Below are 12,808 nucleotides of genomic sequence, written 5' to 3'. Positions count from 1 at the left end.
AATAAATTATTGGCAAAAATTGCTGTATTTGATTCTGGATTAGGCTCACTTTCAATAATTAAAGAAATTCAAAAAAACATGAAAGCAGATATTGTGTATTTTGCAGATCAAAAGAATTATCCATATGGCAATAAATCCCAGGCTCAAATAGCCTCAATTATTAAAAAAACAATCAACTTGTTAGAAGAAAAATTTACGCCTGACATTATTGTTGTTGCATCAAACACACCTAGTTTAATGTTGAATTTACAAATAGGGAAAGTAGTAGATGTTAAACCTCCTTTAAAATTAGCACAGAAGAAATCAAAATCAAAAAAGATAGGAATACTTGCAACAAAGGCTTCAGTTAACAGTAAAGGACTAGTAAATTATGTTACAGAAAACAATATTCCAAAATCGTATGAAATTTTTAAAATTGATGGTTCAAATCTTGTGGATTTAGTGGAATCAGGAAAATTTCTCAACAATAAAAAATATTGTAAAAAAATAATTAAAAAAAGTTTAGATGATTATATAATTACAGAAAATATTGATACAATTACATTATCAAGTACTCATTTATTATTTCTAAAAAAATTATTAGAAATAGAATACCCAAAAGTTGAGTTTGTTGATCCAGGAAGTTTAGTTGCAAAAAAAATTTTACATAAAATTAAAAATAAACAATCAAAAAGAAATTCATTAAAAATTTTTACATCAGGTGATATAATTAATTTTAAAAATAAATTAAATAAAATTGGTATTAAAAATAAAATAAATTATTTATCTACTTAGTTTTTGCTTTTCTAAATCCATGAGTAAATGTTTTATCATAAAGTTTTGAATATTCATAAGATTTTGGTTTAATTACATCACCAATGATCACAATAGCAGTCATTGTAATTTTTTCAGCTTTCACTTTACTTGCAATATCTGTAAGTGTTCCAATAATTATTTTTTGATCTTTTCTACTTGCTCGGTAAACAACTGCAACAGGTGTAGTTTTTTTGTATCCTCCCTCAATAGCTTCTTTTGAAATTTTATTGAGTAAATGAACACTAAGATAAAAAATTAATGTAGCTTGATGTTTTGCAAGTTCAGAAATTTGTTCTCTTTTAGGAACCTTAGTGCGTGCTTCTGCTCTTGTAATTATCATAGTTTGAGTGACACCAGGTAGAGTTAATTGAGTTCCAAGTGCTGCAGCCGAGGCTAAAAATGATGTAACTCCAGGCACAACAGTAGATTCTATTCCTTTTTTTTCTAAATTATCAATCTGTTCTCTTATTGCACCATAAATTGCAGGATCACCATCATGAAGTCTAACAACTAGTTTGTCTTTTTTTGCATTTTTGTATAACAAATCAAAAATTTCTTCTCTAACTAATTTTGCAGCATCATGAAGTTTTCCTTTTTTACATAATTTCAAAATTGGTTCAGGAATTAATGAACCAGAATAAACTACAACATCAGCTTTTTGAATTAATTTTTTTGCCTTTACTGTAATAAGTTCAGGATCACCTGGACCGCAACCAACAAAAAAAACGTTAGACACGTTTTACCACCAAAATTGAAAAATATTTTGTAGTTAACGAATCATCATTTACTTCACCTAATTTCATAGTTCGTATAATTTCATTTTCTGTTCCCAAGTCTTGTCCAATTGCAAAAAGAGAATCATCTGGGAATCCAGATTCTTTCAGCACCTCAATTACTTGATCAAAATATCTACCATCTTTAAGAAATATCATTGATTCAGAGTGTCTTGCAATTTCTTTTACACTAGATAAATCATAACAGGATGGAATGATTGCAACCTTTTCAGCTCCTTCTGCAACACTAACTCCAACCTTTGATGCAAATGAGAATATGGATACAATACCTGGAACTACACTGATATTCATATCAGGGTATTTTTCTTTCAAATCTCTATGCATGTAAATCCATGTACTATACAGATATGGATCACCTACTGTTAGATAGACAACATTTTTTCCTTTCAAAACAGTTTCAGCCATTATTTTGGCATTTCTTTTCCATGATTCCTCTAGAATATCTTTATCTTTAGTCATTGGAAAAATTAATTTAATAATTTCTTGATTCTTGGATTTATCTATAATGGATGAAACAACGGATAATGCAATACTTGGTCGTGTCTCTTTAGAAGCTGGACACATGATAATATCTGCATTCTGAATTGCTTTTACTGCTTTTACTGTAAGTAGTTCTACATCTCCAGGACCCACTCCAATTCCAATTAATCCAGGCATGATTTTGTTGCCTTTTTCCCCAATTAAAAGTCTAGATTACATGTTGGTAAATAAAATAAACAACTTAGTGGCTTTTCAAAGGATTAATTGTTAACTTTGATGGTCTTAAAAGTAATGAAGCTATATCTAATGTGAGAAAGAACCCACAGTATTCAAATCCTCTCGAGTATTGTAGGTTACTTTTCTCAAAAATTATTCCAATTTTAAAAAATTGTTTTTCTAATTCCAACTACAACTATGGCAGGAAGCCCTAGGTACATTCCAATGTTTAGTGCAATTACTGAAATCCCAATACTCAAAACTTCTGATTCTGATTCAGCATTTTCCATTAAAGACAATGAACTGATCATTGGGGTAATCGCAAGCTTTACTGCTTCTTTGAAGTATGGGTTTTCACGTTCCATGTCTGCTATAACTGGTGAGAATGAATAGTAAATGTCATTGAATGTTCCCATGAATGCAGTTCCAGATTCTGTTTGTAACAATTGATTGTCTCGTAGTTCTCTGAGTTGTTGCACTTGTTGCGACATCTCAGAACCATAAGTTGCAGTTGCAATTAGACAACCTCCACCTTCAGGTACAGGTACAGGACCAGAATTAGAAAAACAATTATCTGTAATGTATACTTCACCAAAACTTGCTTCAGTAGAACCCTGTGATAATATTTTTTGATTTTGAATTACAAAAAGTTCCAAGTAACCTTCTTGTGTTAATTTTTGAATTTTTGCACCAAATAGAGCTTGATTTCCCATACTAGAATTACATTCAAAAATAACATCTTCATTATTTTGACCAGCTATCTCAGTAAAATCTATGTTTGAAGATTGAAATGCACCAGCCCATTCCGTATCTGAAAATATCAATAATTTTGCTTGTCTGTTAGGTATCTCTTCATTTAATTCTGATTGTACTATTTGCTCTATTGATTGTGTCTGCATTGTGACTGCAGGTTGTGAAAATATGTGTGTTCCAACAATAGATAATTCATCATTTGATCTTTTGAAAGGAATGGTGACTGTTCTGTCATAAGGAGTGATGGTTTCTTCATATGAAGAAAGTTGCATTCCACGAATAAACACATCAAAATCAGTATCCTCAGAACCTATTTTTGCATCAATTATGGCTCTAGGTAATGTTATGATTAATTCACCTCTTGCCCTTGCATCAATGGAAATTAGTAAAGATGTATTATCTGAATCCAATTCAAATTTTAAAACTTCTCCACCTCGAATAGTATAATCAAAATCTTCAAACTGTTGTGCAAAAACACTTGGAACCATAACTCCAATCATGGCAACTGCTACTATTGCAATAATGAATACAGGTTTCAATATCATTCTCAATAATATGCCATATTTATGAAATCAATTGATTTCTAGGCACAAAATTGTTTATGAAAGCAATTCAATGTAGATTAGACTTTTGTAGCAGATATTATAGTGACTGGATTTCTAGCTAACATCATAGTACCAGTAGTAGTTTTTCTGCTCTTAGAAATAGTAACTTGTGTAATATCAATAGAATCAAACTTTAGAGTGTCAAGAATTTGTAAAACAGAATATAATGTTTCAATTAGGATAATTCCAATTACTATTCTACCACCAGTTTTTAGTTTATTTTCAGAAAGTTTGACAATATCACTAGTGTCACCACCTGTACCTCCAATAAAAATAACATCTGCTATTTCTAAATCAGATATTTTTTCTTTAGCATTTCCAAAAAGTACAGAAACATTTGAAAGATTAAATTTTTTTAAATTCTTTTTAGTTAATTCGACAGCATTTTCATCATAATCAATTGCTAACACTTTTCCAGTTGATTCAATTTGAATTCCAGCCTCTACAGAAATAGAGCCACTGCCACAACCAATATCATAAACGATTTGACCTGGTTTCAATCTAGCTTTACTGAGTTGAATTGTTCTTACTTCTTCTTTAGTAATTGGAACTTTTTCAGCACGTTCAAAATGTTCATCAGGAATGCCAGGTGTTTTATAATTCCACATAAAGATTCGTCCTATTCAAAATTTAATTATAAATTAATTCCTGTAGAGATATCTCCAAGGTGTGTTAATGTATAACTTACAATCCATGTAAACAAATACAAAAATACGTAGCTACCTATACCTTGTGTAACAATTTTTTTTCTATCTGATGATGGTAATTGCATATTCATTCCTTTAGCAACTATTATTGAACCAAAAAATACTATTATCATAAATCCAATTGATGCCCATCTTCTTTCTTCACCTTCAATGTCTTCAAAAATAAAAGTAGTTGCAATACCTGCAATAACTCCTAAAGCAATACGCATCCAAAATAATTTAGCTAATTTTTTATCCTTTTCACTTTTTTCTGCAGCGTTAATTGGTGGATCTTTTGATGGTTCTTTTGAATTACTTGTAGGAGGAGGAGTATTTTCTGTTTCAGGAATATCAATATTTTCTTCAATTTTAGGTTTAGAATCATCATTTCCAGGCGTAGGTGCTGATTTTTTCTTTTTAAATTTGGCCAAAGTAAATTTCTAGCGTAAATCAAGCAAACCATGTTTAATATCTTTGGTAAAATCTTGAGCACAGTATAGGAAGGGTATAATTTTAGAGATTAAACACGATAATTATGGCATTAGCTGGAATCGAATTAAGATATTTAGTAAATCAAATTTCTGAACAAGTTCAAGGATACTATATCAGTAATATCTACGGAATAACAAAAGACAGTATTCTATTCAAACTTCATCATACAGAAAAAAGCGATCTCTTTATGATGATATCAACGTCTGGTGTTTGGCTAACTAAAGTAAAGATTGATCAAATGGAGCCAAATAGATTGTTGAAGAGGTTAAGAAGTGATTTACTTCGATTAAAATTAAAAAAAATTGAACAAATAGGTGCTGAAAGAATTGCATATTTTACATTTGAGGGATTTGGAAAAGAATTCATTTTAGTTGGAGAATTTTTTGGGGATGGAAATATTCTACTTTGTAATAATGAAATGAAAATTTTAGCCTTACAACATTCAATTGAAGTTAGACATAGAAAACTTAGTGTAGGATTAGACTATACGCAACCTCCAGAAAATAATTTAGATATTTTTAATTTGACAGAATCAGATTTTGATGAATTAAAAAATACAGATTTAATTGCTGCAAAATGGTTTGGAAGAACTTTAGGATTACCAAAAAAATATGTTGAATCTGTTTTTGAAATTACAAATATAGATCCTAAAAAAATTGGTAATTTATTAACAAAAGAAGAAATAGAAAAAATTTATCAAACTACAAAAAATATTATTTCAGATATTGTATTAGGAAATCATGAACCAGTAATTGTTGAAAATGAAAAAATAGAAGTTCTTCCAGTAAAATTAGGGAAATTAGAAGGTAAAATTACTAGTGTTCCTACATTTATTGATGGATTAGACACAGTATTTACAAAAAATATTGTAGATAAGGGAAAATCAATTCAAACTAGTGGTTCAGACAAAAAAATTAAAGATTTAGAAACTCAAATATCTGAACAAGAAAAAGCAATTGCAACAGTAAAAGAAAAATCAAAAAAGATTACAAATGTAGCAAATTCACTTTATGAGATGGTTTCTAAAGGAATTATTTCAATAACAAACGATTCTGCACAAGCAATTTTGGCAACAAATAATGCAAAATTGATTAATGAAAAAGGAATTTCAATGATAATTGTAGAAGATGAAAAAATTAAGATAAATACAGAATCACCACTTCAATCAATTGCATCTGTTTTGTTTAATCAAGCAAAAAAACAATCAGGTGCCATTAATTCAATTCAAGCAATTAAAGAAAAAACAGAAAAGAAATTAAAGAAATTCCAAAATCAAACTGAATCTGAAAGAAATTTAGAAGTAGTTTCAGAAATTCGAAAGAAAAATTGGTTTGAAAGATATAGATGGTTTACGACTACTGATGGATTTCTTACAATCGGTGGAAGAGATGCAGCATCAAATTCTGCTGTAATTAGAAAACACCTAGATAAAGACGATAAAGTTTTTCATGGTGATATTTTTGGATCACCGTTTTTTATTTTGAAGGATGCTGAACATGTACCAGATACAACTATGAATGAAATAGCTTCTGCAACAGTCTGTTTCAGTAGAGCATGGAGAGAAGGATTGTATGGAGTTAGTGCCTATTGGGTACTTCCAGACCAAGTAAAAAAATCTGCACCCAGTGGAGAATTTCTTCCTAAAGGCTCATTTACAATAGAAGGGCAACGAAATTTTATCAAATCTGAGACCCTGAAATTAGCTGTTGGGATAATAAAATTAGAAGATAATGATTATGTTTTAACATGCGGACCGCCAGAACCAATTAAAAAAAATTCTATTTGTTATGCAATAATTGAACCAAATGGATTAGAAATGGCAGAATGTGCAAAAAAAATTAGAATTGAATTTTTAAAAATATTTGAAGATATTACAAGAAAAATAAATATCGATGAATTTGTACGTGCTTTACCTGCTGGAAAAAGTCAAATTAAAGAAATTAGTTTAGGGGATTTAGAAAAAGAAATCTCTACTGATAATGAATTAGAGTAGTTGAATCAGTATCAAGAGATAATTTCATTCCAGTTTTGAGTGATTCAAATTCTTCATCACTGATTGTAATTAATGGAATATTTGCTAATGCACAGCCTGTAGCAACTGTTAGATCTGCCTTTTTACAAATCATTGCAATTGGTGCTGTATTATTTGATTTTATAGAGTAGATGGTATATGCACCAACACTGCTACCGATTCCAGATGGAAATACTAAAACCAAATTTTTCATTGATTTTTCAAATAGTGTGTGATTCTTATCGCTAATAATTCCAGTTTTTTTATCAACTGTACCTAAAAAATTAATTGGATCATTTGATTTTAAAACAATTCCTTCCACTTTACCTGAAACTAAAATTTTATTCATCGTGTTTCATCTTCTACAATTTCTTTTAATGATTTTAGATTAACACCTACACCATTTGAATTTTTAAGATAAAATGCACCTTTGATACTATTAGTGGTTACTGCATCGACATCATCTTTACATATCAATGGGGTCAGACATGTACAACAATCAGAAAGAATTTCACATCCAGCTCGTTCAAGTTCTGAAATATACCCAATTTTTTGTGCCTGTTCTTTTACTGTTCTAGGTAAGAAAACCATACATCTTTTTTCAAATGAACGACCTTTCAATTTAGCAGTAAGATCTGAAATTTCATCTAAACCTAATTGAGGACTACCCAATGTGATTATATCCCCTTTTTCTGAAGTATTGAGTTCATCATGTACATTTTGCATTTCTTTTTCATCAAATTCTATTTTTTCAGTATTTGAATCACCTTCACCAAAATTAAATTTAGCACAAGTTCCAGAAGTTCCCATTCCACCACACATTGCTTTACATTGTCTTTGATCCATTTCAGCAAGACCAGAAATATTTACAGAAGTATCACCCACTTTTCCAGCAAAAAAGCCTAACATTCCATATGATAATTCATTAGGATTTTTTACTTTCATTTCAATTGTAATGTTTGGAGAATCTTCTTTACGCAATGATGAATAAGGACTTTTTCCAACTATTGCACTAGCTAATGCACTGAATGCACTTTCTTTGTTTGTTTTTAAATTATCATAAGAATTTGCATGTATTGCTGCATTACTTTCAGCAAATGCAACTTGTGTTCCATTTTTTGGAATATCAAAAATTTCATATGGAATACAGGAAAATGATGGAATTACTCCCATTGTTTCATAAGAATTTCTAATTGAGAGCTGTTTGGAAATAAAATTTTCATCTAATTTGTAATTAGATACATTATCGATATCAAAACCCATTGGGTTCAATGTTGTTTTTACTGAAACACGGGCGTCTTTACTAATTGATGAAAGAAATTCTTCTCCTGCATCACCAATTGTATTATAATTTACACCAGAAAGATGAGCCCATTCAATTGGGACTAATTTTTCAGCATCAGTTGCTTCTCCGGTTGCAACTAGAATTCGGTATGCCATTTGCATAGTTTCCCCATTTTCACCTTTTAGAGCAGACTCTTCTTCACGAGTTAATTCCAATGTCAAAATATTGTTATTACAGTTATAATACTTGTGCGTAATTTCTAATTGAAAATGAAAAAAATACTAACTGGTATGACAGATACCATGAATTCTGTAAAACCTCCAAGAATTACAGCTTTAAGAGATCTACATAATGCAGAGACAGGTCCATTTAGTATTTTGATAGGAACAATTCTTTCAGCTAGAACAAAGGATGAAACAACTACAAAAGCAGTAAAAGCATTATTTAAAAAATATAAAAATCCAAAAGACCTTGCAAATGCAAAAGTCAAAGATGTAGAAAAAATAATAAAATCAATTGGATTTTTTCATGTAAAATCTAAAAGGATAATAGAAGTATCAAAAATAATTCATAAAAAATACAAAGATAAAGTTCCAGAAGATCTTGAAACATTAGTGGAATTACCAGGTGTTGGAAGAAAAACTGCTAATTGTGTTTTAGTTTATGCATTTGAAAAACCAGCTATACCAGTGGACATTCATGTTCATAGAATTTCAAATAGATTAGGTTTAGTTGAAACAAAGAATCCAGAAGAAACAGAACAAGAGTTAATGAAAAAAATAGACAAAAAATATTGGATTGATATCAATGACACATTTGTCATGTATGGTCAAAATATTTGTAAACCAATTTCACCAATGTGTGATGTTTGTAAAATTAAAAAAAGTTGTAAATATTATAAAGACGCTAACGCCTCTTAGTCAGATATAAAGTTCCAACTAAAATTCCAACTCCTGCTGCAACAGCAAACGGAAAGAATGCAAACATGTTTTTTCCTGGGTCACCAGATAAAATTTCAGCAAGATATATTCCTGAATTAACTGCAGGAGGATCAGTACTTCCTTCCATTCCATGAACTGAGTATGATTCAATCTCAAATTTTCCAATATCCAAATTTGTAACAACAATTCTAGCTCCATTGTTAACAGTTAGGCCTGCTCTATCAGTGTAAGATACAATAGATTTTGCCTGAGGATACCATCCTCTATCTAAATCTCTATGAACAACAACGTATCCCTCATCAGGAGTTTGGACTGCAACCCAAAATTTGTAATCAGGTTGTGAACCCATTCCTACTTCAATGAATTCATTGTTATCTTCTTTATCATATATTCGAAAAACTGCATTTCCGTTTGGATTTGCATAAAGTAAATTATTATCAAGTGTAACTTGCCAACTTAAAGTATGAACATTATCAAGTGGAATTAACGGGGCATTTCGTAAAACTGTATTAAATTTTTCAGCAGAGATTTCCAGGTTTTCAATTAATAATGATGGATTTGTTTGTTCCTGAGCAAATGCAGGAGTTATCAAAAATCCTAGAAATAAAATTCCTAAAAAGAAATACTTCATGAGCTAATGTAAATTTGTTTGAATAAATATCTAATCAACAAAAGGCTTTGGATGTTCTAAAATTACTTGTGCTACTTCTGGTCTTAAAATAAATTCAGATGGTGCTTGTCCATTTTGAATCATCTCACGAAGTGCTGTTCCACTTATTTGCTCTTTTACATCATTATCATGAGGACATGCCTTAGGAGTTGTGTACGTTAAACATTTCTTACAATAAAAGAAAGGTGGGAAAAAGACTGGAGAAATTTCTAATTCTGGATAATCATCAAAGATTTTTTGGGCAGCCATTGGATCATAGAATTTACCTACACCAGCATGATCACGTCCTATAATGATATGAGTACAACCATAGTTTTGTCTCATAATTGCATGATGTATTGCTTCTTTTGGACCTGCATATTTCATTTGTGTATGAAGTGTACCAAGTTGACATCTATTTTCAGGATAGTATAATTTTATCATAGTTTCATAACATTTTACAATTACTTCATCTACAAAATCACCAGATTTTTTCTTACCAATTACAGGATTTACAAAAACACCATCACGAGTAGTAATAGATGTTTTTTGTAACATTTCATGTGCCACATGTGGTGGATTTCTTGTTTGAAAAGCACAAATTGTTTTCCAACCTGCTTTTTCAAAAGATTCTCTAGTTTGAATTGGTGTTAATCTGTTATTTCGTATTTCAGTGTCATTTGGTCTTTGAATAAAATCAATTTTTCCACCAACAAGAAAATCTTTCATTGACATTGTATATGCAACACCAGGGTGTGATGAATCCGTAGTGCCGTAAACTCCCTGAGCTGTTTTCTCCTTATCAAAAGTAAATGTTTCATCTACATGTAATACAGCAACCCCAACATTATCAGGATTTTTTAATAAAACATCTCCAGCTTCTTTCATTTTAGAAGCAGTTTCTTCATCTACATCAAGTACAATTGGAATGGTCCATGCTAAATCATTAGCTAGTCTTCCGCGAGAAACAACACTTTCAAAGTCTTGTTGACCCAAAAATCCTTCTAAAGGACTAAAAATTCCATCAGCAATATTTTCTACATCATTTGCTAAATCTTCAGAAATACTAATTGAAAATAATCCTGTAGAATCCACTTTAGTAATTCGATTAACTAAAACTCCACCATGTGCTTTAATTGAATTATTTTCAGACATATCTGAACCTCTATTTATGGTCTATATGAAGGCCACACTCTTTGTTGCCATCTTGTTCCCACCACCATCTACCTGCACGAATATCTTCACCAGGTTTGATCGCTCTAGTACAAGGTTCACATCCAATACTTGGAAAACCTTTGTCAAGAAGACTATTGTACGGTAAATTATTTTTTTTAATATATTCTTGAATTTGTTCCCAGGTCCAATTAACGATTGGATTAATTTTTAAAATTTCTCCATGTCCATGATCTAATTGGAAAATTTTAACATCTTCTCGATTTTTTGTTTGATCACGTCTTAATCCAGTAATCCAACCATCTAAAGTATTCAGCATTTTATTCATTGGATGAACTTTACGTATTTCACAACAAAGTTTTCTATTATCTACACTTTCATAGAAAAGATTCAATCCTTTTTCTTTTACCATTTCTTCAACTTCTTTTGTATCAGGAAACAAGACTTCAATTGAAATATTGTATTTTTTTCTAACAATATCCATAATATCATAAGTTTCTTGTGGAAGTCTACCAGTATCAAGAGTAAAAAATCGAAAATTAGGATTAATTTTTAACATTATATCCATGACAACTGCATCTTCAGCACCAAAGCTTGATGCCTTTGCAACTTTAGGGTGCAAATTATCAGATACCCATTGTAAAGCTTCTTCAGTAGTTTTAATTGTTGAATTAAGTTCATCCACTTGTTCTTGTGTAAATTTTGTCACATTTTCATTTAAAATATTTCTTTTATATTGATTACCCAAAAAATTATGCTAAATTATAAACAAGTAGAATTGAAAGGAGAAAAGATGGATGAAATATCATATGTAGTAGTTTTCCCAAGCATATTTTCTAAAAATAAAATTCCTCAATTAATTAAAAATATCAAAAAGATTCTTAAAATTAAAAATCAAAAATATAGTTCTGTAAAACGTGATGGAGATATTATTTTAGTTAATGCAAATGATCCAGTATTTGCATCATCAGCTATCAATTTACTTTTTGGTATAGAAAAAATTACTATTGCAAGACAGGTCAAAAATGATTTTCAAAATATTATTTCAGAAATTACATCTATTGGAGGTAATTTATTATTAAAAGGAGAAAAATTTTTAGTTACAGTAGAAGGAATATCAAAAGGATTTCTTGTTAAAGATGTAGAAATAGCTGCGACGTCAAATATTATTGAAAAAAAATCTAATTTGGGTGCTCATCCAGGAACTGAAGAAAAATTTGATAAATTACTTTATACATATTTAACAAAAAACTATGCATACATTTCCATTTTTTCAGATACAGGAAAAGGTGGAATACCATATCAATCACAGGGACAACAAACAATTTGTGCAATTTATGATGAAATTTCTGCAGTATCTTGTTATGAAACCATAAAGCAAGGTTATGATACAAAAATAATAGTTTGTTATAGACAAAAATCAGAATTAATGAATTTAGCAAAAATGATTAATCAGATAATCCCAAGATTAGTGCAAGAAAAAATTGAAATAGAATTTTATAATTTAAAAATAAATCCAAATGGAAATAAAAATTATTTAATTTACGTAAATTCAATAATAGAAATTCTGTTAAGTTATTCAAACAATAGAATATCCATATCCCTATCGCCATTGATTTTTCCTGCAAACATTATTGATAATGCCTTAAATCGAATTTTTAGTAAAAAGAAAATACCAATCATTCCATTAGCAGGCGTAGATAATCAATTGTTTATAGAAGCAAAAGAGATTGGTTTAGAGCGAAATATCAAAAAATTAGAAAAAATGATCAATATTACATCAAATGATGTTCCAAAATTTTCTAAAACAGATGTAGAATTTGCACATAAGACAAAAAAAGAAATTTCTGTGAAATTAGGAGCAAATAATGTTCATGATATTTTAGATTCTCTAAGTGAAGATCATTGAAAATTTAAACAGCATATTT

General features: G+C 29.9%; 14 protein-coding genes. 4 read left to right on the top strand and 10 right to left on the bottom strand.

Going from position 1 to position 12,808, the window contains the following annotated elements; all coding sequences use genetic code 11:
- Window positions 1-9: 9 nt before the first annotated feature.
- Window positions 10-774, top strand: a complete 765-nt coding sequence (locus tag NMSP_RS00310; RefSeq protein WP_086906940.1) for a glutamate racemase — start codon at window positions 10-12, stop codon at window positions 772-774.
- Here NMSP_RS00310 and cobM read toward each other — a convergent pair.
- The 5 genes from cobM to NMSP_RS00285 form a co-directional block, all read right to left on the bottom strand.
- A complete protein-coding gene (gene cobM, locus NMSP_RS00305; RefSeq protein ID WP_086906939.1) occupies window positions 767-1,531 on the bottom strand; it encodes a precorrin-4 C(11)-methyltransferase in 765 nt (254 codons plus the stop codon). The two genes, NMSP_RS00310 and cobM, sit on opposite strands and share 8 nt — an antisense overlap.
- On the bottom strand, window positions 1,524-2,246 hold the full coding sequence (gene cobI, locus NMSP_RS00300; protein ID WP_086906938.1) for a precorrin-2 C(20)-methyltransferase: 723 nt from the start codon (window positions 2,244-2,246) through the stop codon (window positions 1,524-1,526). Before cobI ends, cobM begins: the two co-directional genes overlap by 8 nt.
- Before the next feature lie 203 nt (window positions 2,247-2,449).
- A complete protein-coding gene (locus NMSP_RS08735; RefSeq protein WP_318779017.1) occupies window positions 2,450-3,577 on the bottom strand; it encodes a CFI-box-CTERM domain-containing protein in 1,128 nt (375 codons plus the stop codon).
- A gap of 83 nt (window positions 3,578-3,660) precedes the next feature.
- Window positions 3,661-4,251, bottom strand: coding sequence for a precorrin-6Y C5,15-methyltransferase (decarboxylating) subunit CbiT (gene cbiT / locus NMSP_RS00290; RefSeq protein WP_086906937.1), 591 nt, complete (start codon window positions 4,249-4,251; stop codon window positions 3,661-3,663).
- A 26-nt stretch (window positions 4,252-4,277) separates the two neighbouring features.
- Window positions 4,278-4,760 (bottom strand): hypothetical protein, encoded by a 483-nt coding sequence (locus NMSP_RS00285; RefSeq protein ID WP_086906936.1) that lies wholly within the window; start codon window positions 4,758-4,760, stop codon window positions 4,278-4,280.
- A 104-nt stretch (window positions 4,761-4,864) separates the two neighbouring features.
- Here NMSP_RS00285 and rqcH point away from each other — a divergent pair, with 104 nt between their 5' ends.
- Entirely contained in the window at window positions 4,865-6,814 is a 1,950-nt protein-coding gene (rqcH, locus tag NMSP_RS00280) for a ribosome rescue protein RqcH (protein WP_086906935.1), read from the top strand.
- Here rqcH and NMSP_RS00275 read toward each other — a convergent pair.
- Window positions 6,792-7,181 (bottom strand): aconitase X swivel domain-containing protein, encoded by a 390-nt coding sequence (locus NMSP_RS00275; RefSeq protein WP_086906934.1) that lies wholly within the window; start codon window positions 7,179-7,181, stop codon window positions 6,792-6,794. The two genes, rqcH and NMSP_RS00275, sit on opposite strands and share 23 nt — an antisense overlap.
- A complete protein-coding gene (locus tag NMSP_RS00270) occupies window positions 7,178-8,332 on the bottom strand; it encodes an aconitase X (protein WP_086906933.1) in 1,155 nt (384 codons plus the stop codon). The genes NMSP_RS00275 and NMSP_RS00270 overlap by 4 nt, the downstream gene beginning before the upstream one ends.
- Window positions 8,333-8,386: 54 nt before the next feature.
- Here NMSP_RS00270 and NMSP_RS00265 point away from each other — a divergent pair, with 54 nt between their 5' ends.
- The gene (locus NMSP_RS00265; RefSeq protein ID WP_086906932.1) at window positions 8,387-9,037 is read left to right on the top strand and encodes an endonuclease III domain-containing protein; all 651 of its coding nucleotides are present in this window, start codon (window positions 8,387-8,389) and stop codon (window positions 9,035-9,037) included.
- Here NMSP_RS00265 and NMSP_RS00260 read toward each other — a convergent pair.
- From NMSP_RS00260 to NMSP_RS00250, 3 genes are read right to left on the bottom strand one after another with little or no spacing between them, the layout of a single operon-like run.
- Window positions 9,024-9,689 (bottom strand): hypothetical protein, encoded by a 666-nt coding sequence (locus NMSP_RS00260; RefSeq protein WP_086906931.1) that lies wholly within the window; start codon window positions 9,687-9,689, stop codon window positions 9,024-9,026. The genes NMSP_RS00265 and NMSP_RS00260 overlap by 14 nt on opposite strands.
- Window positions 9,690-9,719: 30 nt before the next feature.
- Complete coding sequence (sat, locus tag NMSP_RS00255; protein ID WP_086906930.1) at window positions 9,720-10,862, bottom strand: sulfate adenylyltransferase; 1,143 nt, start codon at window positions 10,860-10,862, stop codon at window positions 9,720-9,722.
- 10 nt (window positions 10,863-10,872) lie between these two features.
- Window positions 10,873-11,589 carry a phosphoadenylyl-sulfate reductase gene (locus NMSP_RS00250; protein WP_086908294.1) on the bottom strand — a complete coding sequence of 239 codons (717 nt, stop codon included), beginning with the start codon at window positions 11,587-11,589 and terminating at the stop codon, window positions 10,873-10,875.
- Between the two features lie 84 nt (window positions 11,590-11,673).
- Between NMSP_RS00250 and NMSP_RS00245 the strand changes: the two genes are divergently transcribed.
- On the top strand, window positions 11,674-12,789 hold the full coding sequence (locus NMSP_RS00245) for a thiamine biosynthesis protein (RefSeq protein WP_086908295.1): 1,116 nt from the start codon (window positions 11,674-11,676) through the stop codon (window positions 12,787-12,789).
- The last annotated feature ends 19 nt before the right edge of the window (window positions 12,790-12,808 follow it).

Origin of the sequence: Candidatus Nitrosomarinus catalina, from assembly GCF_002156965.1 — an archaeon.
GTDB classification, from domain to species: domain Archaea; phylum Thermoproteota; class Nitrososphaeria; order Nitrososphaerales; family Nitrosopumilaceae; genus Nitrosopumilus; species Nitrosopumilus catalinensis.
Note: the sequence above shows the minus strand (reverse complement) of the source record. Positions and strands in the feature narration are given on the sequence as shown.

Bases quoted from the DNA above. Each gene is read 5' to 3' on its own strand.
- cobI (WP_086906938.1), bottom strand. From the start codon at position 2,246: ATGCCTGGATTAATTGGAATTGGAGTGGGTCCTGGAGATGTAGAACTA.
- NMSP_RS00260 (WP_086906931.1), bottom strand. From the start codon at position 9,689: ATGAAGTATTTCTTTTTAGGAATTTTATTTCTAGGATTTTTGATAACT.
- rqcH (WP_086906935.1), top strand. From the start codon at position 4,865: ATGGCATTAGCTGGAATCGAATTAAGATATTTAGTAAATCAAATTTCT.
- NMSP_RS00265 (WP_086906932.1), top strand. From the start codon at position 8,387: ATGAAAAAAATACTAACTGGTATGACAGATACCATGAATTCTGTAAAA.
- NMSP_RS00275 (WP_086906934.1), bottom strand. From the start codon at position 7,181: ATGAATAAAATTTTAGTTTCAGGTAAAGTGGAAGGAATTGTTTTAAAA.
- sat (WP_086906930.1), bottom strand. From the start codon at position 10,862: ATGTCTGAAAATAATTCAATTAAAGCACATGGTGGAGTTTTAGTTAAT.
- cbiT (WP_086906937.1), bottom strand. From the start codon at position 4,251: ATGTGGAATTATAAAACACCTGGCATTCCTGATGAACATTTTGAACGT.
- NMSP_RS00245 (WP_086908295.1), top strand. From the start codon at position 11,674: ATGGATGAAATATCATATGTAGTAGTTTTCCCAAGCATATTTTCTAAA.